Genomic DNA, 21,144 nt, shown 5'->3' on the forward strand with positions numbered 1-21,144 from the left:
GGGCACCCCGCTACGACGTCGGCAAAACCGTCAGGCGTCCCGAGACCCTCAAGGCCATCGGCAAACCCGGAAGATCTTGGTAGATAAAGAACAAGCTCAGTCGCTGCCACGTTGGCGAAGCAGTGCCGCTCCGGGCACGGCCGCACCTCGGCCGGGAGGAGGGCGGGGGTGCTCCAGCGCCCGTGCACGGCCACGAGGTCGTACACCGAGCGGTACTTCCACCCGGCAGTGCCGTCGAAGCCCAAGTGGTGCTGCAGGGCGAGGTGCGCTTTCAGGAAGTCCACGAGCACTTGTTCGGCGGGGGCCGTCGGCCGGATAGCGGTGACGTCGTCGACGGGGCCGGGGACGGGGGGGCGCCGGGTGGGACGCCCTCGGCGCCCGCGGGATTCAGCATGGCTCCCCTGCCCCGGTCCTCCACGGTCTTCTGGCGAGTTCGCCGGGCCGGACGATCAGGTGCACGAGGCGGTCGAGCTGGACGCCGGTCTGGCCGGGGGGTGACCGCGAAACCGTCGATGGGACAGAGGGGCTGGCTGCGGCCGGAGGCCACGCCCTGTAGGGGCGCCGCATGTGGGGCAGTCGTGGTTGCTGGCCTTGTCGCCTCGTCGGATGCGGCCGTGATGCGTCTGCGTGCAGCGGAGGCAGCGTCCGTTCACGTTTCGGTCCTTCCCTCGATGGCGGCCGCGCTAGGGGCGCCGGTCGGCTGGTGCTGTCGGGCAGGCGATCGCCGGGACGCCTGTGCCCGCCCGCGGTGAACATGATCGCGGTGGGGCGCTGTGCCCAGAAGGGGCAGACGTCGATGAGGTGGTCGCCGTGCTCATCATCGAGGATGCGCAGCCACACCTCCCTGCTGGTGATGCTGGCGCGGTACGCGGTTACGTCCCACGGTTCGTTGGTGAACCCGCAGGTATCGGCGCGGGCGTTCACGGTGTCCGGGGCGTCGGCCGTGCACATGTGCAGGCTGGTGCCGTCGTACACGAGCCGGATCCCGTCCTGCTCAAGGGTCGCGTCGACGGGGGGCCTGGCGCAGGAGGTCGTGCAGGTCCTGGACCTTCAGCTGGGCCATGGCCTCGCCCTCTGCTCGAAGTCGCCGCCGAGTCGACGGCCGCCACCACGTCGATCGCCCGTCCCGCTCACGAGGGTCACAGGCCGAACCGCCAGAACTGAGTGAAGCGCTCCAGGACGGTCTCGGCATCGATCTCGTTGTTCCACGCTTGTGAGCCACATCGGTACGGTGTCCAGGCGCTCGCAGACCACGATGCTCGCGGGCTGATGGGTCAGGTAGCAGCGGCTCTCGTCCGCGAACTTCCCTCCCGGCCCGTACTTCCCGTACAGCTGACCAAGGCGTTCACGAGTGGCTTCAGCATAGGCCGCCACCTGCCGTGCGCAGTCGTCCTGTTCCTCGCTGACGGACTTGAGGACGACCGCGAGGATCTCCTCCGACAAGTCACGGTCGAAGCCCGCGTAGCCGGTCAGAGACACGAAACTCCGCTCGGCTGCATCGAGCACCTGGTGCACTTGGTCCTCCCCCACGCTGTCGACTGGCGTGGGCAGGGAGTTCGGTGCCGACCTCGATACGACCGGCGGCGTGCTGGCACGGGGGCCGCCGTTCGGGCCTGCCGGACGGTGCGGTCGGCGATGTGGGCGAGCCTGTCGGCGATTGCCCGACAGCGCGAAACCAGCCTTCGTGTGCCTGGTCGCTGCTGCCGGAGGGAGCCTGCATGTCCAGCTCGATGGCTTCGCCCTGAGCGGCTTCCACGGCGCCAGCCTGGATGGCCGCGATGAGGGTGTGACCTTCAGTCGGGCTTGATCCCGCGGCATCGAGGAGCTCGGTCACACGCTGCTCGGCCTTCGCGGCCGCCTCTCCGTACACCGCGATCAGCGCTATCTTCCGCCGTTCTTGGCTCATGATGTGAATACCCTTGCCGTGGCGGGCGTTTCGGCTCCTCGTGCGTGCTACCGGACTTCGACGGAGTACGAGGCGCCGGGAAACTCCCAGCCGTCGGTGCCTTCGCCGATGTCCTCGACGATGACGTCGTCGATGAAGTGGTCCTCGAACTCGTCATCGGTGAGTTCACCGGCGAGCCAGAGTTCCTCGATCGCGTCCCAGTTGCCCCGGCTGCCGTCGATCCGCAGGGGCGCGGCGTCCACGGTGCCGCGTGTGCGTTCGTCGTCCCCGGTTTTGACGACGCCGCTGATCTCGTACTGGCCGTCCTTGATGCGGTCGGGGAGCGGGTCGGCGGGGACGATGGCGACGTTCTCGTACGCGGTGTGGATGATGTCCAGGTAGCTGCGGCGGACGTTGTACTCGGAGTCGGCCAGCCAGTTGACCAGCGTCTTGGTTGTTACGTGGAGGCCGGCATCAGCGAGGGCCTGCTGTCCGCGGTGGGTCGCGGTGAGCTGACTGAGTTGGGCGTGCCAGTGCTTGGCGTGGTACGTCGACAGCCGGTGGCGGGGGGTGACCTGGGAGCGCAGAAGGTCGTTGAGGGCGGCCCCCATAGAGCCGCCGTGTCCGGTGGGGCCGGCCATCAGTCGTCACCTTCGAGGATGGTCTCGCCGGCCTGGACGAACTTGCGCTTCACTTCGCCGAAGCCGGTCCCGATCCGGTACGTGGACGGCGGTGTGCCGGGCGGCGTCCAGAAGATGGCCTGGTCGACGTTGCGCAGCGAGACGAGCGTGTGGCGTTCCTGGACGGCCTTGAAGGCGACGGTCCAGTGCCGGACCGAGGCCTCGGCGACCATGCTCATGCGCCAGTCCGGCCGCCAGAACGGGGACTTCTGTGCGGGGCGCTTGGGCCACAGCAGGCGCAGCGCGATGGACAGTCGGGTCTTGTACGCCTTGTAGGGGTCGCCGCCGGCCTGGACGAGTTCGGTGCGTGCCTTGCGGGTGGCCTCATAGAAGGGCTTGAAGAGGGACTCGTTGGCCTTGCCCGTCCAGGAGTCGTGGATGGTCGGCATGGCGCCGAGGTGGTTGTCGCGGACGAGCTTCACCAGCTGCTTGATGTGGGGGGTGGTGACCCATACCCGGCCCTCCTCGTCGGGACGGTCGATGATCCGTCCCAGGGGGTGCGGCATGTCGGTGCGGGTCCACGCCGGGATGTCGATGAGGTAGATCCCGGCCCCGGCCTTGTCGTACGCGTCGAGCGGACCGGTGTGCAGGAGCTTGTTCGGAGCGAGCGGGACGGCCGAGCAAGCGGAGGGGAACGAGCCGTTGCGGTCGATGAGGCACAGCGCACCCTCACCGAACGAGTCGGGCACGTCGATCTTGTCGCGCCTAACGCGCCTTCCGTTCGCCCGGATGTGAGGCACACGGGTGACGGTGACGTCGGGGTGGGCCCAGCGGGGCTCGCCGTCCATGTGCTCGCTGATAAGCGGCCACGGGCCGCTGTCGCGCTCCTCTTTGCGGATGACCTTGACCGGGTGCATCTTCGAGCGGCCGACCGAATCCTTGAGGATCTTCAGGGCGGGGAAGACGTGGCCCTCGGGCTCGTCCTCCTCGTCCCCCGGCTTCAGCCCGTCCTCGCCGTCTTCCTCATCCTTCGCAGGGCCGGGCTGGGCCTGTCCGCTGCCCGCCTGGGCCTGGACGGGGGCACCGGCAGCAGTGGCCTGACTGGCACTTGCCGCAGTGTCGGCGGACACGGGCGTGCTGTAGGGCCGTAGTGCGTTGGCGAGGCGCCGCCCCTCATGGGTGTCCGGCATCGCCGCTACCGTTGCGGCGGCCTGGAGCAGCGACGGCAGGATCTCCGTCAGGGCCTCCTGGTCGCCGCCCGCGACCGCGGTCCGCCATGCCGCCAGCTCGTGGGTGAGGGCGGCGGGAATCCCCTGGTGCCCGCCGGAGGTGTAGGGGAGGGCGGCTTCGGCCAGTTCCAGCGCCTCCGTTCCACTGGCGGACACCGAGAGCCGCGGGCTCGCCGGGCTGTCGGTGCGGCCGAGGGGGGCCGATGCTGCGTCGAGGAAGCGGGCGTGGATCAGGTCGGGCTGCAGGTATGTGGAGCCGAGCGTGCCGAAGTCGCGTTCTGCGACCGTCACCTGGACCTTGGCAGGGTCCTCGGTCGGCGCGAGCGTCAATGTGACGTCGGCGTCCAGGAGGCCCAGGAGTGCAGGATCGTCGCTGTCCACGATGGCGAGCACCGGGACGTGCAGCGTGCGCGCGAGGGTGGCCAGTATCTGGGAGGCGTGCGGGAGGCGGTCCCCGGACAGCGGCAGGCGGGCGCTGTGGGCGGCTTGCAGGCGGTCTACGACGACGAGGGCCAGGCCCTCCATGTGCGGGGCGGTCTCTTTGATGTCCTCGGCGGTCAGGTCACTGCCGTCATCGATCATCAGGAGGTCGCCGGCCTGTACGAGCTGGTGGGCGACTTTCTGCTCATGCTCGGTAAGGCGGCCTTGCTTGAGACGCGCGTATTCGCCGCCGGTCTCGGCGGCGATGATCCGGCGGAAGATGTCGTCCCGGTTCGGTCCCGAGGCCGCGTACAGGACCATGCCGTGGTCGACGAGAGCCGTCTTCCGTGCGGCCGCCAGGCCCAGCAGGCTTCCGCCGACGCTCGGACGAGCTGCCACGAGCGTCAGCTTGCCCCGCTGCAGACCGCCTGTTGCGGTGTCCAGGCCCGGCAAGCCGAAGGTGGGACCGCCGCCAGGGCCGCCGGTGAGTACGGAACCGATGGCGTCGCCGAGCGTGGCGAGCCTGCGGAGCGTGCTGCCTTGACTGTTCACCGCACCTCCTGCGGTCGCCGCGCCGGGGTGCGCGGCCGAGTCGGGCGAAAGGGCATCAGAAGAGGAGTCGGCGGGGAGCAGTACCGCGACCGGAGTGGTGTTCCGCAGGAGCACCTGCGGTTGGCCCTTGGCTGCCAGTGCGACGAGGTCACCGAAGTCCCTCTGCGCCGCACTCAGCACGTGGGCCGGAAAGGCATCGGTCTTCCGTGCTGCCGGGAACCGGTCAAGCGGCGCCAGCAGAGCGCGCACCCTGTGCTTGGCGATCACCGTGGCGCGCCCCTCCTCTTCGACGAGCTTCACGAGCGCGTACAGCTTGGTCCGTGCCGTGGTCGCGTTGATCGCGCCCTCTTCCTGCGGTGACTGACTCACTCACCCTCCCTGGGACAACTACCCTTCAGCATAGAAGTTTTCACTCAGTTGACTCACTTAGTCACCATGTACACGAAGAATTACACCCACTAATGGGATCTCGTGGTGTGTGGAGTGCCGGTTCGGGGTGCCGTAGCCGAGCAGGCGGACAGCAGGAAGGCCGGGACACCACCCGGTCCCGACCTCCGCTCCGCACCCGTCCGCAGACGATCACACCCGCCGAGCCGGCGGGCACAGCTACCCACGTCTACGGTCGGGCGAGACGGCATCGCAGTTCATCCCGGGTTGGCCGTACTCCTTTGTCACCGTGCTGGAGCCGGGTGCCACCTCCTGGACCGCGATCCTGGACGCGGTCCGGCTGGGACCTGCAGACGAGGCGACCGCAGTCACCGCCGCCCAGCTCCGAGGAGTCGTTGAACGGCTCGTCGCGGCCGGCCAGTGGCAGAGCAGGGATCCGCATATCGTGATCGTCAGCGACGCCGGCTATGACGTCAGCCGCCTGGCCTGGGTCCTGCGCGACCTGCCCGTCGAGCTGGTTGGCCGCGGGCCGCTCCGACCGGGTCATGCGCCTGCCCAAGCCGCCTCGCGTCCACGACCCGAAGGACGGACGGCCGCCCAAGCACGGCCCGGAATGCCGCTTCGCCAAGCCGGAGACCTGGCCCGAGCCTGCGATCACGACGGTCACCGCAACCACCAACTACGGCAAGGCCGAGACTCAGGCATGGGACCGGGTCCGCCCAAGGCTGACCCACCGCTCTTCATGACTCGACCACGACGGTGAACTTCCCCTGGTCGAGGGCACGTTGATTCGGTTGAACGTCGAGCATCTGTCGAGGGACCGTGATGCCCCACCGGTTGGTGGTGGTCCTCCAAGACCGGCGCTACACCGGACGACTGGACCGATTCCGGCAGGCATTTCTCCGCCGCTTCGACCTCGAGCACACCTTTCGCTTCGCGAAGCAGACCCTGGGCTGGACCACTCCGAAGCTCCGTACTCCCCAGGCGGCGGACCGCTGGACCTGGATCCTGATCGTCGCCCACACCCAGCTCCGGCTCGACCGGGCTCTCGCAGAAGACCTCCGCAGGCCCTGGGAGAAACCCACCACTCCGACCGGCTCACCCCGGCCCGAGTCCGCCGAGGGTTCAGGAACATCCGCGCTCACCTCGCCTGCCCGACCCGTGTTCCCAAACCCAGAGGCATCGGCCCCAGACGGCCACCCGGCGCCAAGAACAAACACCGGGCACCCCGCTACGACGTCGGCAAAACCGTCAAACGCCCCGAGACTCTCAAGGCCATCGGCAAGCCTGGCAGATCCTGGTAGAGGAAGAACCAGCTTACAGCGGGAGCTGTATGCCGAGTTCCTGCATCGCACGGGAGGGCGGGCCGCCTTCGGAACGCTCGGTCTTGTAGCCCTTCACCCGAGGCTGAAGAGTACGCGGGTCGACGGCCTCAGCGGGGGCACTCCTGGCGTACAGCCCGTCGGGCTCGGTGTCGCGGTCATGGGGCAGCAGCCAGAACACGCGGCGGCGGAAGGTGCCCGACGCTCGCGAGGCCTTGGCCTCGGGGCCGAGGATGGCGTAGCCGACCATCCGCCCGTCGCGGTGGTAGGGCGGTTTGCCCTTCCGGGTGGGCAGCCGATCCAAGCTCTGGCGTACGTAATCGAGCTGGTCGACGTCCTCGAGCCACACGAGTTCGGCTTCGTGGCTGATCTCGTCCGCGCCGATCAGGGAACTCATGCGTGGGTTTCCCTTTCCTCATCGGTGAGCAGGCCAATGCCCGGGTAGTACTTACGCTGGTTGGACACTCTCATCTCCTTCGGAGAGGCCAGTCCGACCAGTTCCCTGGTGCGGGCGGCGAACGCGCGGGAGGAGATGATCTGCGCGCCTTCATTGTGGCACCAGGCCGTGTAGGCGGCGTAGAGCGCCGTCTGCTCGGCGCGCAGATCGGGGCCCAGGCGACAGGACTCCTCGTAGAAGCGGCCGGTGTGGTCCTCGGTCTCGGCATAGGCGGTCGTGGCGATGCGGACGCGTTCGGGGCCGGTGAGGTCGCGGTCGCCGCCGAGGTAGCGGCGTGCGCCGTCGATGAGCCAAGCAAGAATGCCGGGCCCCTCTTCCATGACAAGGAGGTCGGCCAGGTTGTCGATCTTGCGGTCGTCGGGGACGACCCGTTCGAAAGGGATCAGACGCATGCGGCGCCAGAACGCGAAGCCGCCGGTACCGACTTCGGGTTTGTGGTTGCCCAGCAGCCACAGCTTGTGGGTGGGTTCGAAGCTGAAGGGGTCCTGCCGCATGCGGCGAGCCTTGATGCGGTCACCGCCAGTCAGCAGTTTCACCCGGGCTTCGTCGAACTTGTCGCCGGGTTTGATCTCCGAGCAGACGTAGACACGCCGGCCGTGAAGTTCAGCTAGGTCGGTGGGGTGGCCTTCGAACGGCTTGGCCATCAGGAAGCCAGGCGGGGCCGCGTCGGCGTAGTCGCCGAGCAGTTTCATCATGACATCCAGGAGTACGGACTTGCCGTTCTTGCCCGTTCCCCACAGGAAGGGGAGAATCTGGGCTCCGACGTCTCCAGTGATCGAGTACCCGAGCAGCAGGTGCAAGTAGTCGATCATCTGTTGGCCTTCGGCGTCGTCGCCGAAGGTGTCAGTCAAAAAGCGCAGCCAGCGCGGCACCGGCATCTGTTGCGGGCCGACGGTGGTCGAGCGGGAGTGGAAGTCTTTGTTGGGGTCGGGAGCCCTCAGCAGCCCGGTGCGCAAGTCGACGACCCCTCGGGGCGTACACAGGGCGTAGGGGTCGGCGTCCAGGCGGTCTGCTTTGAGGACCATGCCGGGCGCGGACCTGGCCTGGGTGAGCATCGCGTTCATGCCGGAGGTTGACATGGCACGGGTGCGGTGCTTGTGCAGGGCCGTGGTGGTGAACAGTCCGCGAGGGTCGTGGGTGGCGATCGTCTCGGCAAGGTCGCCAGCGGCCCACAGGACGGTGTCGTCCTCGTCGATCTGCCAGCGGGTGGTGTCCCACCGGTACCAGCCGATGTTGGGTACGTGCCGGAAGTCGTTGGCATAGAGCTTGACGAACAGCTTGGCGTTGCCACGGTCGGTCAGGGTGTCCGGCAGGAGGCCGTTGGCAGTTGCTTCGCCCACGGGCCGCTCGGTAGTGGCCTGGGCCGGTAGCGGCCTGGGAGGGGTCTGTGCACGAATCTGGGCGGCGACAGCTTCGGGGTCGAACTCGAAAAGGGTCTCGTTGCTGGGAGATGTCACGCGTTCCTCCCCCTGGCGTGGAGAGGTCTCCGCAGACCAGCGCCGAGGCCGCTGCGGATGATCTGCTCGATCCGCAGCTCCTGACCTGGACGGGCCGCCGCCGCGGTGTCCTTGAGCGCCTGTTCGGCTTCCTGCCGGGAAAGGCGGCCTGCGGCGACAAGGCCTCCGAGGGTGTAGGCGGCCCGGTTGAGGGTGTCGGAGAAGCCCGCTCCCTCGGATACCTGGCCGCAAGCCTCAACCGGGGCGAGAACAGCGTCAAGGGTACGTTCGGCTTGACTATGGCCGCTGTCGGCGGCAAGGACAGCCTGCCGGGCGCGCGGTGGGACGGGGCGGGGAGCGGGAATGGCCGGTGCGGGCAAGTGGCCGGTGCGGTCCAGCTCTTGGGCGAGCCACAGAGGAAGAGCTGCGGGCTCGTGAGCCTCACCCACGGGAGTGTAGGTGCCATGGTGCGTGGTGGTGCCGGGGGCAATGATGTAGCTGCCGTGAGCTCGGACGTCGACCTGCCAGGCCAGGGCACGGCCGGTACTGGAGCCGACAGAGGACTTCCATTGGCGGTTGCCGGTGGCCCGATACCACACGTGCAGCCCCCCGGAGGGCGTGCGTACGCGCAGGGTGGTGGCGTCATCAGCAGGACTCTGCTGACCGCGCAGAGCGGCGAGAACGGCGAGGGTGTGAAAGCCGTTGGCAAGACCTGCGAGGTCGACCTGGTCGCTGATGGGAATGCCGGGCAGGATCCGGTCGCGTGCCGGGGGTTCAGTGCCGTGGGCGTCGATGTCAATGACTACCAGGCCGGCCGGGCCGCAGGAGACACCGGTGCCGAACTCCGGGTGCTGCCCCCACCACTGCTGGATGCGGTCCTGATTCAGAGTGGCCGCGTGAAAGCTGTGGCACCAGCGGCCGATTCGGAGGCAGGGACAGTTGACCGGTGTGTGTGCACTGCCACGGCAGTTGCTGCAGTTCCCAGCTGGGGTCTTACGGCCTGGCGCAAGGGGGTGGACGGGCCAGCCTCGGCGGGCGCACGCCCGGGCTGTGGCAAGGGACGGAGCGGCTGAAGGGACAGGGATGGCAGGGCCCTTTGAGTCGCTGCGGAAAAACTGCAGCTCAGCAGGCATTTGCACCCCCTATCAGCGACTGAAGCGACTCAACAATGGACACAGACTAGCGAACGGGGTGCGTGGGGTCGTGCAGTACATGCGGAATAACGGCGATGCGCTGTCGATGATGCGACCGGTAAGCAGCGATCAGCGACCGACCTGGGAGCGCAGCGACTCACGATGGTTCGGTAGCTGCCGACTGGTAGCGACAAAAGGCCAGGTCAGGCAGGCCTTGAAGGCTGAACAGCGACTGAAGCGACTGAAGCCCTCCATATATCACGCACACGCACACTCTCTCTGGAGCCCATATATGTCGAGCCTGAGTCGCTTGAGTCGCTTTCCACCATCGGAGAAGCCGCTGACCTGCGGCTCTACCCGCTTGGACGGGCAGCGACCGAAGGATCGCCGGTCGCTGCCCGTCCAGTCGCTGCCCTACGCCAGTACAGCGATCCAAGCGACCGAAGCGACCGAACTACAGGCACCCGAAACAGCGAGAGCTGGCAAGCGCCGTTGTCACACTCCGGCGATCCTCATGGATGGCTGCGGCACTACATCAAGCGCCGCCGTGATGCGCACGGATCTTCGCCCAGGCCTCCTGACCGGCCTGCCGGACTCGCTCGCTGTACTCGATGCCGAGCTCGCGCGCCGCCTCCGCCGCGCGCTCTCCCCGCCCCGCCTGCGTGAGTTCCCGGAAGGCGAGCTCCTCCAGCAGCTCAGTGACCGTCGTGCCCCGTCCCGCGGCCAGGACACGCAGCCGATCGCGCACGTCCTCACTGGTCTTGATGCGACGCAGTTGAGACTGAGCGCTATAGGTAGCAGGTGAGCGGACGAGTTGGCGGGGTCGAGCACCTCGGTTGGCAGGGAGGACATCCCTCTGGGGTCTCGCCTGGAGTCTTTCCGGGGACGTGGTGCAAGATGGATCTCATCGCGCCGTACGCCGTGGTCTCGGAGTTGCCGAGCGACTGAAGAGTGGGCCGGGGCGGACGCGCCAATGGTCGGCGGAGCCGAAGAGCTCCCGTGAACATGTCGATCAACTACGACCGACGACGAGTAGCCATGCTGGACTGGATGCTCTCAAACGAGACATGGGATGATCTGCTCGAACGGACCACCATGTACTACCTCACACGCGGCAGCAGTGAGGGCTGTGCAGCCCTCAAGCGCACGTTCGACAACCATGCCAACCTTGTCCACGGCATTCGACGCCGGACATTCACCTGGCCAGATGGCACACTCACTGGACAAGTACGATGCTCAACTGCCGATGACTCGCAGATCGCTGCGAACACGGTCGTCTAGCTGAGCTGGTTGATCATGGGCAGGTCGAACCCTCCGAAGCGGCCCTGCAGCCCGGGGTGCGCATGCGTGGTGGGCTCGAGTTGCGGGTCCAGCGCTGGTTCTGGGCCCCAGATGCCGCCTCGATTCGTGCACCCTGGCCGGTACCCGTGCGGGAAGGTCGAACCGTCCGGTCGACCACCGCCCGCGGACGGCAGCGGTCCAGTAGTCAGATCACCAGCTCGAACAGGTGGAAGCGATTGAGGTCGGTTCCTTCGTAGTGGAGCACGTGCTCACCCAGGTCTGTGAACCCGTAACGCCGGTACAGCTCAAGGGCGGGGGCGTTCTCGACGTACGTGTCGAGCCGAAGGGCTCGGCAGCCTTGGGCTCTCGCCTCCTCGACGGCCGAGTGCACCAGGTGACGGGCAACTCCTTGGCCGAGGTGGTCGGGAACAACACCGAGCTTGTGTACCACCAGCACCTCGTCGTCGGTGGCGTTCACAGACCATTCGGCCGTTTGGTAGGCGTCGGGTGCCTCGTGGTTGAGGACGACGACCCCGGCGATCCCCTCGGCGGTGGTGGCCAGGTACAGCTCCCCGGTGCCGATCCAGTCTCGAACCTCTTCGGGGGTCGGATGGTTCTCGGTGTGCCAGTGCGGGAAGTCGACGTTCTCGGCGAGGTGCTTGAGGATTCGGCGATACGCGTCCTGGGCTGTCACGGTGTCAGCGGTGCCGGCCCGGCGGAAATCGAGTGCCATCCTGTCCATCCTGTCGTGACACTTCCTGATGTAAAGAGAAAAAACGTATTCACAGCCGCGTCTAGACCAGCCGGACGGGGTTCGGTGACCGTGGTGCCGATCAGGCACGGCACGCCGGGCAATGTCGACGGGCGGAGGGCGCCCAGGACAAGCCCCCGTGGTCAGGCGGCCCGTGATTGAGCTTGGTCGACGTGGCGAGAGCCGATCAACTGATTGTGAAATCCTGCAATCGTGATCACCCTGCGTTTCACCGAGGCGGCCGAGGAGGATGTCTCCTTCTCCGTCTCGCCGCTGCTCGAAGCCGTCCACTCCTGGCATGTGCTGACCGGCCCCGGACATCATGCCTTGCACGTGCCCTGGGTACGGCGCTGCCGCCGGCTGCCCGCCGACCTGCGCCGACGGATGCGCGAGCACGGCTTCGTCGTGGCCGACTACATCCCCGCGTTCTTCGAAAGCCGTGCCGGTGATCACGACGCCGACTTCGCGGGTCAGCTTGCGGCCGTACGGGCACTGCCGCCCGTACTGCTGGCCGCCGAACTTGCGCAAACCCTCATCGACACCGCCCGCTACGCGGGACACCGGCTCGTCGAGGACCCCAGCGTCCGCGATGCGGTCCTGGACGAGCTTCGCCAGACCGACACCACCAGAGCGGCGCGGCTGGACAGCATCCTCACCGACCCCCTCGCCGTCCTGCAGGACGCGCTCACCGTGTTGGAGGACTATTGGGGCGCTGCCTTCGCCGACGAGTGGGAGCGCATCGAACCCTCCCTGTACGAGTCGATCGGCCGCGCAGGCGCCCGGATCGCCCACGAGGGCCTGTTCCCGATGCTCCGCACCCTCGCCCCCCAGATCCGCGTCGCCCCCGGCAGGCGGACCCTGCGTCTCGATCGCCCGCACGACCACGACATCACCATCACCCGCGAACACCCCGTCACGTTCACCGCCAGCCACTACGTCTGGCCTCACGTCCGCGTCACGTGCGACAACCCCTGGCCCTTGCGGATCACCTACCCCGCCCTGCCCCTTGCTCCTGCCGTCCGCCCCACCAGCCAGGACGACATGCTTATCGCGCTACGGTCGCTGGCCGCCGCACCGCGTCTGCAGATTGTGACCCACCTCGCCGCCCAGAGCCGCAGCACCCGGGAACTCTCCACCCTCCTCGGGCTGTCCCCCTCAGTGATCTCCCGCCACCTGCATCAGCTCAACCGAGCAGGAATTACCACCACCCGCCGCGAGGGCTACTACGTCCTCTACTCCCTTGAGCCCGCACGTCTTGACCGGATCGCCACTGCCCTCGCCGCGCTAACTGGCTCTAACAAAAGCTGTTGATCATGTGACTGTCGGCTGGCTGGATCGTTGGTGTGGTCGTGGGGAAGAGACAGTCGAGGCCGTGGATCGTCTCGGATGAACTGTGGTCGTTGATCGAGCCGTTGGTGCCGGAGCCGGGGCCGAAGAAGGTCGAGGGCCGGCCAAGAGTGCCGGACCGGCAGGCACGGTGCGGCATCCTGTTCGTCCTGCATACCGGCGTCTGGCGACCTGGAACGAGGCCGGTGTCTGGGACCAGTTGCACGCGCTCCTGCTGAAGAAGCTGCGGTCGAAGAACCAACTCGACTGGTCGAGGGCGGTGATCGACTCGTCCCACGTCCGGGCCGCACGCCGGGGCCCAAAAGCGGTCCCAGCCCGGTCGACCGCGCACGGCCGGGCAGCAAGCACCACGTCATCACCGACGGCCAGGGCATCCCGCTCGCGGTGTCCCCGACCAGCGGAAACCGCAACGACGTCACCCAACTGCTGCCCTTGCTCGACAAGATCCCAGCCGTGGCCGGGACCGTCGGGCGACCCCGTCGACGGCCCGACACGCTCTTCGCGGACCGCGGCCAGCCACACGGCACCGGCATGGGCACCTTCTGCTGCCTCGTCGAACGCACCATTTCTTGGCTGCACGGCTTCCGACGCCTGCGCATCCGCTGGGAACGACGCGACGACATTCACGAAGCATTCCTCGGCCTCGCCATCTGCCTGATCACCCAACACCACGTCCAACGCCTTTGTCAGGACCTCTAAGCGCCGGGGCCTGAAGCCTGAACCACCTCATTCACACCCCGGCAGTGGGCGACGTCCTGTTGACGCGCAGGGATCATCGACTGAGGCTAACGCGCAACGCGCGCCCTCAACCGCGCCCTCAACCGCAACCGCGATCGCCCTCTCGCAGCCGCCCGTGCCCGCGACCGTCTCCGAGACCTCGCGCGCGACCTTGACCGCGACCTCGCTCCCGTGCCCGTCACGGCGGCACCCGTGTGCCGCACAGCCGTACGCCGTGCAGCGCGCCGATGAGTATGAGTTCGCCGCCGACCTCGTACGCCGGGGAAGCTGGCCAGCGGCAGCTGGTGCGCGGCCCGGCCCGCCTCGCGCTGCAGGTGGGCGAGCTGGTACGCGTAGTTGAACGAGCGGGTGGAGGCATCGAGCAGCCGCCGGTAGGCCTCCGCCCCCAGTAGCACCTGGTGCGGATCGAAGGTGTGGAACGTCTTGTCCACCGCCGTCGGGCGGCTCGGGGCCCCTTCCTGTCGACCGGCTCGACCTCGAACAGTCCATCGTCACCACGTACATCGTGATCATCCCGTATGAAGATCGCGAAGTCGCCAGCGGGTCGTGACAGGCCTTTCGCTGCCGGGCGGTGGTCAGCGCTGCCGGCGGAAGTCCAGCATGCAGAAGACCTTGTCGTAGCGACGTTCGCCGAAGGCGACGAAGTCGGGCAGACGTCCGTACTCGGTGAAGCCCAGCGACCGATAGAGGTGCAGGGCGCCGGCGTTGTCGCCACGGGCGTCCAGAGTGAGTACCTCGATTCCCGCTTCACGGGCGTCACCGATCAGGGCGCTTGTCAATGCCCGACCTACACCACGACCGTGGGCGGCAGCATCGACCGCGATCTTCTCCAGATCAGCGTGCGGCCGGTGGGTCGGTCGGCTGTAGCGGAGCCAATATCCCATCCCGACAGGCCGACGGTCCAGGTACGCGACACGCAGGGCCGCGTCCCCGGTCGGCACCGCAGCAACGACCTGGCCGAGCAACTCCGCCACGTCATCCCGCGAGGGCGGATTGATCCAGCCAAGCGCGGCACCTCCACGGACCAGGGTGGCCAGGATCCGGTGCGCCGACTCCACGAACTCGGCCTCCAGCTCCGGATCGGAGACCAACTCCCCGGCACCAAGGACGGCGAGCTCGGCATGCACACCGCTGGATGGCGACGGCGGATTCATGACCAGCAGCCTAACCAACACAGTGCCCAGCTGAAACCCCTCTTCGACAGCAGCCAAGCCGTTGCTGACGCACGCTCCTAGGGGGCTGGAGCCCACCGCAGCAGATCCTGGTCGACATCCGACATCCGACCGGTACGTTGCCCTGGGCGGCAGGAGCTTCAGCCGATCATCGAAGTCTGCCGTTGCGGTTTGGCGTACTGCGCGGCTTTGGCCAGTTCTGGAACGTCGCGTGATGCGGACGTGCTGGTGACTTACCTGACGCGAGGACACGCGACGGTGCGCCCTGTGTCCGGCCGGCGCTGTAGTCGCCGAGCGGCATTACGACGCGACGGTCTCGGAGGCGCAGCTTCTCTGAGATCGAGGCGTCTTCATGCCGACCCGGCCGGGCGAGATGGTCCGCGGGTCCACCGCTTCGCCGGGCGCTCCCACTTCGTACGGCCCGGTCGGGTCGTACGGACGGTCGTGCGGGAGGAGGAAGAACGTGCGCCGCTCGAAGAGCCCGCTGTCGGGGTCCTTGCCTGCGTCGGGCATGAGGTTCGCGTAGCCGATCATGCGGCCGTCGCGCTCGTAGCGCGGTTTGCCGCGTCGCCGCGTCGACTTGTCGAGGGCCTGGCGCACGTAGTCGAGGTTCTCCGTGCTCTCCAGCCACACCACGACTTCCTCGTCGGTGAGCTGGTTGTCCTGGAGCATCGAGCTCATGGCCGCAGACCCTCCTCATTTTCTTCGGCCGCGCACCGGCCTGCTTGTGTGGCGGTCACACCGATCTTTCTCTGTCCCGCCGACCGCTGCTGGCGCAGTGGTCGTCCACACCATGGTACGGGCAGGAACCGCGACGGCCCAGGGCGTCACTGATCCTCACCGGTCACCCCCCCCGTGACGTCGGGCAGCAGAGCGAGGCCCGGGTAGAGCTTACGGTCGTTGTTCTTGATCATCTCGGACGGGGAGGAGAGACCCAGTTCCTGGCGGATACGGCTGGCGAAAGCGCGGCTGGACGCGGCCCGGATGCTCTCCTCCGCGCACCAGCGGCAGTACGTCTCGTAGAGCAGCTTCTGCTCGACGCGCAGATCAGGATTGGGCCTGCCGTCGTGCCCCTTGGTGCAGCACTCGCCGATGAAGCGTCCGATGTGGTCCTCGGTCGTCTCGTACGCGGCCGTGGCCAGGCGGACGGAGGACGGGCCGTGCAGCGGGTCGCGGGTGTCCAGGTAACGCTTGGCACCCTCGATCAGCCAGTGCAGGATGCCGGGCCCCTCGTCACGTACGAGCTCCACCGCCAGGTTGTCGATCTTTCGGTGGTTCGGCACGACCCGTTCGAACGGGATGAGCCTCATGCGGCGCCAGAAGGCGTGGCCACCGGTGCCGACCTCGGGCCGGTGGTTGCCCAGCAGCCACAGTTTGTGGGTGGGCGTGAAGCTGAAAAAGTCCTGGCGCATGCGCCGGGCGGTGATCTTGTCACCACCGGTGAGCAGTTTGACCCGAGCCTCGTTGAACTTGTCGTTCGGCTTGAGCTCGCTGCACACCACGATGCGGCGGCCGTGCAGTTCGGTCAGCTCGGTGGAGTGCTCGGCGAACTTTCCCTTCTCCATGAGGAATCCGGGCGGCGCGGCGTTCGCGTACTCGCCAAGGATCTGGGTCATGACGTCCAGGAGCACGGACTTGCCGTTGGCACCGGAGCCGTACAGGAAGGGCAGGATCTGCGCGCCGACGTCGCCGGTGATCGAGTAGCCGAGCAGGATGTGCAGGAAGCGGGTGGTCTCCTGCCCCTTCTCGTCGTCCCCGAAGGTGTCACGCAGGAAGCTGTCCCAGCGCGGGATCGGCATCTTCTGCGGGGCCACGGTCGTGGCGCGCGAGTGCATGTCGGAGACGGGGTCGGGCTTGCGCAGGTCGCCGGTCTTGAGGTCGACCACCCCGGCGGGGGTGCACAGCGCGTAGATGTCCCCGTCCAGGACGTCGGGGTCGAGGCTGAGGCCGGGTGCGGCCTGGGCCTGGTGCAGGAGCGCCTTCATCCCGGCGGTGGACTGGGTGCGCCTGCGGTGCTGGGCCAGTTCGCGGGGGCTGAAGTGGGCGCGTGGGTCGGTGTCCGGCATCTGCTCCGCCATGTCACCGGCCGCCCACAGCGCCGCCTTCTCGCCGCCCGTGCGCTTCCAGCGGTGCTGGTCCCAGCAGTACCAGCCGAGGCCCTCCACGTGCCGGAAGCGGTCGCTGTAGAGGCGGGCGAACAGCTTGGCGTTGGCGCGGTCGGTCAGTTCGTCGGGCAGCAGTCCCGAAGGGGCTCCACCGCCGTCCGTGACGACGCTCGGCCCCTCGGTCTGCTGCGCAGGCAGACTGGGTTGTCCCGGAGACGGGGCCGCGCGGCCGGCGGGCAGCTCGAGGTCGAAGCTCTGCTGCTGGATCTGCTCCGCGGCGGCGACGGCGTCGAACCGGCCGCGCTCGGCGCTGCTCATGAGCGTCCTCGGGGATGGAACGGGCGCTGAGCGCCTGCGGACAGAGCGGATTCGATGATGGTCAGATTCCGGCGTTCCTGGTGTGGGCGGGCCTGCCGGGCTTTTCGCACCAGCAAATCTCGTACGTCGGCCTCGTTCAGGTGTCCGCCCCGAACCAGTCCTCCGGCAGCGTAGGCGGCTCGGTTCAGTTTCTCGGTGAAGCTCGCCCCTTCGGGAGTCGCCGCGCACCGTGCCACCTCGTCGAGGAGTGGGTCCAGGATGCGCGCGGCCGACTTGGCCGAGGGGCGGCGGGACAGCGGCGGCGGGACATGGGTGGCCTCGGGCGGCGGAGTGTGCCCCGTGCGGGCCAACTCGGCCGCAAGCCAGTCAGGGAGGGGAGCCGGGTACCGGGTCTCCCCCACCGGTTCGTACGCGCCCGCCGTGGTGCGGGTACTGGGGGCGACGATGTACCCGTTGTCTGACCGGACGTCGACCTGCCAGGCCAGCGCGGTCTTCGGGCTGGAACCCGTGGACGAGCGGTAGCGGGTCTGTGGGTCCGGATTGCGGTACCAGATGTGGAGTCCGCCCGAGGGGGTCCGCACTCGCAGCGTCTCCACGTCGGAAGCGGGACTGGGACGGCCGCGAAGCGCGGCCAGGAGCGCCAGCGTGTCGAAACCCGTGGCGAGACCGGCGAGGTTGACCTGGGGGCCGATAGGGATGCCCGGCAGGAGCCGGGAGCGGTCGGGTACCTCGGCGGCGTGCGCGTCCACATCGATGACGACGAGGTTCGCGGGCCCACAGGACACACCTACACCGAGCCTGGGGTGGGCGCCCCACCATGCGTCGATTCGCCCGAGGGACGTGGTGGCCGCGTGGAAACCGTGACACCAGCGGCCCTCGGCGGCGCACCGGCAGGTTCCCGGGGCGTGCCGGTCCCGCCTGCACGCCTCGCAGTTGGCCGCGGGAGTCTTCTGACGAGGAGCGAGGGGGTGGACCGGCCAGCCCGCCCCGGCACACCACCGGGCCACATCAACAGCGCTGACTGGACCAACGGCCCCTGGCAGGGGTGGCGGGCTTGTCGCAGGCTGGCGCGCCACTGATCGTCCTTGTCGCGATTCGTCGTCAGTCGTTTCTAGCTTCAGCCCCTTACTAAACTCCCAGGTCAGAGGGCATTTTCAACCGACCACGGGACTGAAGGGACTGAGTTTTTCATGTTGCGGCCTTGAGACTAGCGCACCTGCTCCTGGGGGCGGCGTGGGCGCTGCCGTGTCGTGGAACTTCGGTCCCGTCAGTCCCGTGGGAGCGGTGGGCCCGGCAGGGTCCGGGCGGGAGTTGGGTCCCGTTCAGTCCCGTCCTGCTTCGGTCCCGCTTCAGTCCCGTAGACAAAGCTCCAGGTCAGGACAGGTATGTCAAACGATCACGGGACTGACGGGACTGATGGCTCCCCTTATAGGCTACGTACGTGACTGCCTTCACTAGTACGCGTGTGCGCATACACGCACACGCACACGATTGGGGAACAAGAAGGTTCAGTCCCGTTAGTCCCGTTGAGCCCGTGGTTGGATCTTGAGCAGCTCGCTGACCTGCGCCTTTCCGGGACGGGACTGAAGCGGGACTGAAGCGTTCTCAGTCCCGCGCCGCGACCGGGCGGCACTGCGGCCGCCCTTGAACGCCTCCTGGCACCCGTAAGCCGCCCCGGACCGCAAGCCCCCCGCCCGCCCTGGATTCAGGCTCCTTGCGCAGAAGCCCTATGCCTCCGTGGGCCAGAAGGAAGGCGTACTGCAGGGGTACGCCGTCTCGACGGACAGTGCACTCTCCGGAAGCCGTAGTTCATGGCCCACACACAGAAGCCCCTGGGTTCGCTGATGCGAATGAAATCCTCCGCGGGCTACTCCTGTTGAGGGTGCCGAACCGTGCTATCGGCTGGGGGCCCACCTGCCGGCCGTCCAGCGGTCCCCCGCCGCGGCCACCGGCTGACCTTCACCGGCGGCACCCAGACCGACTCGGACCTCCTGCACCAGCGCGGACGGCGAACGTCCCCCGCATCCGGCCGCTCCTTACCGACGAGCGTCCTGTTCACCTCCACGCCTGTCTCCGGCGGATGATCAGCGACGCCGAGCAACGCCAGCCTCGGGTCGCGCGATTCGTCGGGACCGGCAGCGCAATCGCCCTCGGCAGCAACCTGGACCTGGGGGCGCAGCCCTTCGGGAAGGCACGATCTGTGTCTCGGTGAGTGCTCGTGCCGACGCCGCCTGAGCGGACCGGCAACGGTTCGAAGACGGACACTGGAGCGCCACCCCGGCCCGGCTGCAGGACACACCGATGACCCGGCCGCGGCGATCGCCGCCTACGAGACAGGGTTGTCCGCACGTACGGCGGCGATCGCAGAGGAACCGGCACAGATCGAGCGCATGAGTCTCGCACCCGACGCGACCGAGTGGATGGCGGCGTCTTCCGGTCAGGACTTGCCGGCCGGCGGGCGCTGGCGCCGAGGTAAGGCCCGGCATGGACTTCTGCATCACTCGTCCGAGGCGCTTGTGGTTCACGTCCACACCGGCGGCGTTCAGATCCCGTGGCCGGCTGTTTCACTGGCGGCATCGGATCGGCCCTGCCAGATAGTCAAAATCTCAACGAGTTCTCTGAGAGCCTCTCAGAGAACGGACCGGAATCACCGGCCAGCGCCCTCTGTGGCTCCCCCGGGCGACTTCCGGGCCCCGACCGACCGGGCCCCTGCTCGGGCTGTCCGACGCGGCCGGCCCCTCGGCAGCCGCAGAGTGGACGCAGCCCCTCCCCCACGCCGGGGCGCCCCCGGTCCCGTCCCTGGGCAGGTCATGAAGAGGCGTGAAGGGAGCTGCAAGAACTGTACGCGGCATCGGTAGGCGCCCGGTTCGGGGTACGTGGCAGCCTTCCGCATGCCGCCAGAACACAAGACGCGGGGCCGCCGTCCGCAGGCAGCCGGGTCTTCGCCCACGCTGGTTGTGGAAGCTTGTCCGCACGCCCTTCGCTGCGCCCCCTCCCCCGGCTCCACCTATTCGCCCCACTCCAGCCTCCCCTCACAGCGCGACACCGAGGGGGTGCCGGGCGCACCCGCGGGCACTGTGGACGAGGATCGAGTCGGACGACAGTGGATGGGGCGTGACATGCCCTCATTGGACGAAGAGTCACGAACACGAAGACCACCCGCTTTGGTTGATGGGCGCCCGTCGCTCCACGGTGAGCAACCGGAATCCCCCTGAGGGGCGCCCCGTGGACGCCCCGCACGGCAGAAGCCGCTCATAGCGCTCTGCGGACTCCGCTGCCTCCTGGTCCTAACGATCGGCGGACCGTGGTCGGCATCCGGCGCCATCATCACGTGCGGGGGATGCCGTTTCGGAGAGCACCCTGTTTGATCTCGCGATCGATCGGAAACACCCTGCAAGCCAGGCGAACGCTCGCCGTGGAACAGAGGAGTACTCCCCCATCAGGTCACGGTGTGGTTCTGCTCGCCGGAAGCGCTGGAGGCCGGGGTGCCACTCCGACATGGCACCTCGGGACTGCCGGAGCATTCATTTCGGACCGCAGAAAGTAGCGCCTGCGCGGACCAGACTGGCTGAGGCTGCCGGGAACGATCCATACAGAAGCGCGTACGCGTGAAGCGCCGGATGAGCCGTGTGAGCATCAGAAGGAACCAGGAGTCTGATCATCTATCGACGAGCTGGAAGGAGGCTGATCCCCACAGCCAACCGCGACAGTAGCACTCACCTCAATCCCCCCAAACGCGCTACTGACCCAGACTCCGAAGAGGTCGTCACCCGGCGAAGGGCTTCTGAGTGCCGTGACAGCCAAGCATGGAAGTCAGCGAGATGTGCAAGTCTCGCGGCTCCTCCCTCGGGCTGCCTGGCCGATAGAGGTGGCCCCCTGGTAGGGGCAATTCCGCTGTGCATGCTTCGCACGCACGGTCCAGCCAGTAGGTTTCTCCCGCCCAATGGTCTCAGCCAGTGCGGCAGAGTCCGAGATGGGTACTGGACAGTCA

At 67.7% G+C, this 21,144-nt stretch carries 15 protein-coding genes and 2 pseudogenes; 4 read left to right on the top strand and 13 right to left on the bottom strand.

What is annotated here, in order from left to right:
- The 4 genes from ACH4D3_RS40690 to ACH4D3_RS40705 all read right to left on the bottom strand — a co-directional run.
- On the bottom strand, positions 1–284 hold a 284-nt coding region (locus tag ACH4D3_RS40690; protein WP_398332806.1), incomplete at its 3' end, for a hypothetical protein.
- Positions 285–1,050: 766 nt separating this feature from the next.
- Positions 1,051–1,515, bottom strand: coding sequence for a hypothetical protein (locus ACH4D3_RS40695; RefSeq protein ID WP_398332807.1), 465 nt, complete (start codon positions 1,513–1,515; stop codon positions 1,051–1,053).
- Positions 1,516–1,953: 438 nt separating this feature from the next.
- Positions 1,954–2,526, bottom strand: a complete 573-nt coding sequence (locus tag ACH4D3_RS40700) for a hypothetical protein (RefSeq protein WP_398332808.1) — start codon at positions 2,524–2,526, stop codon at positions 1,954–1,956.
- Complete coding sequence (locus tag ACH4D3_RS40705; protein ID WP_398332809.1) at positions 2,526–5,075, bottom strand: DnaB-like helicase C-terminal domain-containing protein; 2,550 nt, start codon at positions 5,073–5,075, stop codon at positions 2,526–2,528. The genes ACH4D3_RS40700 and ACH4D3_RS40705 overlap by 1 nt, the downstream gene beginning before the upstream one ends.
- Positions 5,076–5,317: 242 nt before the next feature.
- Here ACH4D3_RS40705 and ACH4D3_RS40710 point away from each other — a divergent pair.
- A pseudogene (locus tag ACH4D3_RS40710) lies at positions 5,318–6,397 on the top strand (transposase); the annotation flags it as partial.
- Between the two features lie 13 nt (positions 6,398–6,410).
- Here ACH4D3_RS40710 and ACH4D3_RS40715 read toward each other — a convergent pair.
- The 4 genes from ACH4D3_RS40715 to ACH4D3_RS40730 form a co-directional block, all read right to left on the bottom strand.
- Entirely contained in the window at positions 6,411–6,812 is a 402-nt protein-coding gene (locus ACH4D3_RS40715; RefSeq protein WP_134655085.1) for a DUF6009 family protein, read from the bottom strand.
- Positions 6,809–8,329, bottom strand: coding sequence for a phage/plasmid primase, P4 family (locus tag ACH4D3_RS40720; protein ID WP_398332810.1), 1,521 nt, complete (start codon positions 8,327–8,329; stop codon positions 6,809–6,811). Before ACH4D3_RS40720 ends, ACH4D3_RS40715 begins: the two co-directional genes overlap by 4 nt.
- Positions 8,326–9,441, bottom strand: a complete 1,116-nt coding sequence (locus ACH4D3_RS40725; protein WP_398332811.1) for a bifunctional DNA primase/polymerase — start codon at positions 9,439–9,441, stop codon at positions 8,326–8,328. The genes ACH4D3_RS40720 and ACH4D3_RS40725 overlap by 4 nt, the downstream gene beginning before the upstream one ends.
- 535 nt (positions 9,442–9,976) lie before the next feature.
- On the bottom strand, positions 9,977–10,189 hold the full coding sequence (locus ACH4D3_RS40730) for a hypothetical protein (RefSeq protein WP_398332812.1): 213 nt from the start codon (positions 10,187–10,189) through the stop codon (positions 9,977–9,979).
- Positions 10,190–10,440: 251 nt separating this feature from the next.
- Here ACH4D3_RS40730 and ACH4D3_RS40735 point away from each other — a divergent pair, with 251 nt between their 5' ends.
- Positions 10,441–10,722 carry a hypothetical protein gene (locus ACH4D3_RS40735; RefSeq protein WP_398332813.1) on the top strand — a complete coding sequence of 94 codons (282 nt, stop codon included), beginning with the start codon at positions 10,441–10,443 and terminating at the stop codon, positions 10,720–10,722.
- A gap of 205 nt (positions 10,723–10,927) precedes the next feature.
- Here ACH4D3_RS40735 and ACH4D3_RS40740 read toward each other — a convergent pair whose 3' ends face one another.
- A complete protein-coding gene (locus tag ACH4D3_RS40740; protein WP_398332814.1) occupies positions 10,928–11,455 on the bottom strand; it encodes a GNAT family N-acetyltransferase in 528 nt (175 codons plus the stop codon).
- 231 nt (positions 11,456–11,686) lie between these two features.
- On the opposite strand from ACH4D3_RS40740, the gene ACH4D3_RS40745 reads away from it, so the two are divergent.
- Both ACH4D3_RS40745 and ACH4D3_RS40750 read left to right on the top strand, forming a co-directional pair.
- Complete coding sequence (locus ACH4D3_RS40745; protein ID WP_398332815.1) at positions 11,687–12,784, top strand: DUF5937 family protein; 1,098 nt, start codon at positions 11,687–11,689, stop codon at positions 12,782–12,784.
- 65 nt (positions 12,785–12,849) lie between these two features.
- Positions 12,850–13,519, top strand: a pseudogene (locus ACH4D3_RS40750) (transposase).
- A 614-nt stretch (positions 13,520–14,133) separates the two neighbouring features.
- Here the strand turns inward: ACH4D3_RS40750 and ACH4D3_RS40755 are convergent.
- The 4 genes from ACH4D3_RS40755 to ACH4D3_RS40770 all read right to left on the bottom strand — a co-directional run bounded on the left by ACH4D3_RS40755 (position 14,134) and on the right by ACH4D3_RS40770 (position 18,160).
- A complete protein-coding gene (locus ACH4D3_RS40755; protein ID WP_398332816.1) occupies positions 14,134–14,712 on the bottom strand; it encodes a GNAT family N-acetyltransferase in 579 nt (192 codons plus the stop codon).
- A gap of 318 nt (positions 14,713–15,030) precedes the next feature.
- Positions 15,031–15,411 (bottom strand): DUF6009 family protein, encoded by a 381-nt coding sequence (locus tag ACH4D3_RS40760; protein WP_381610378.1) that lies wholly within the window; start codon positions 15,409–15,411, stop codon positions 15,031–15,033.
- Between the two features lie 146 nt (positions 15,412–15,557).
- Complete coding sequence (locus ACH4D3_RS40765) at positions 15,558–17,153, bottom strand: phage/plasmid primase, P4 family (RefSeq protein WP_398332817.1); 1,596 nt, start codon at positions 17,151–17,153, stop codon at positions 15,558–15,560.
- Entirely contained in the window at positions 17,150–18,160 is a 1,011-nt protein-coding gene (locus ACH4D3_RS40770; protein ID WP_398332818.1) for a bifunctional DNA primase/polymerase, read from the bottom strand. Before ACH4D3_RS40770 ends, ACH4D3_RS40765 begins: the two co-directional genes overlap by 4 nt.
- Positions 18,161–21,144 lie beyond the last annotated feature (2,984 nt).

Source organism: Streptomyces sp. NPDC018026, from assembly GCF_044327745.1.
Taxonomy (GTDB): domain Bacteria; phylum Actinomycetota; class Actinomycetes; order Streptomycetales; family Streptomycetaceae; genus Streptomyces; species Streptomyces rubrogriseus.

Bases quoted from the DNA above. Each gene is read 5' to 3' on its own strand.
- ACH4D3_RS40755 (WP_398332816.1), bottom strand. From the start codon at position 14,712: ATGAATCCGCCGTCGCCATCCAGCGGTGTGCATGCCGAGCTCGCCGTC.
- ACH4D3_RS40740 (WP_398332814.1), bottom strand. From the start codon at position 11,455: ATGGCACTCGATTTCCGCCGGGCCGGCACCGCTGACACCGTGACAGCC.
- ACH4D3_RS40760 (WP_381610378.1), bottom strand. From the start codon at position 15,411: ATGAGCTCGATGCTCCAGGACAACCAGCTCACCGACGAGGAAGTCGTG.
- ACH4D3_RS40715 (WP_134655085.1), bottom strand. From the start codon at position 6,812: ATGAGTTCCCTGATCGGCGCGGACGAGATCAGCCACGAAGCCGAACTC.
- ACH4D3_RS40700 (WP_398332808.1), bottom strand. From the start codon at position 2,526: ATGGCCGGCCCCACCGGACACGGCGGCTCTATGGGGGCCGCCCTCAAC.
- ACH4D3_RS40765 (WP_398332817.1), bottom strand. From the start codon at position 17,153: ATGAGCAGCGCCGAGCGCGGCCGGTTCGACGCCGTCGCCGCCGCGGAG.
- ACH4D3_RS40725 (WP_398332811.1), bottom strand. From the start codon at position 9,441: ATGCCTGCTGAGCTGCAGTTTTTCCGCAGCGACTCAAAGGGCCCTGCC.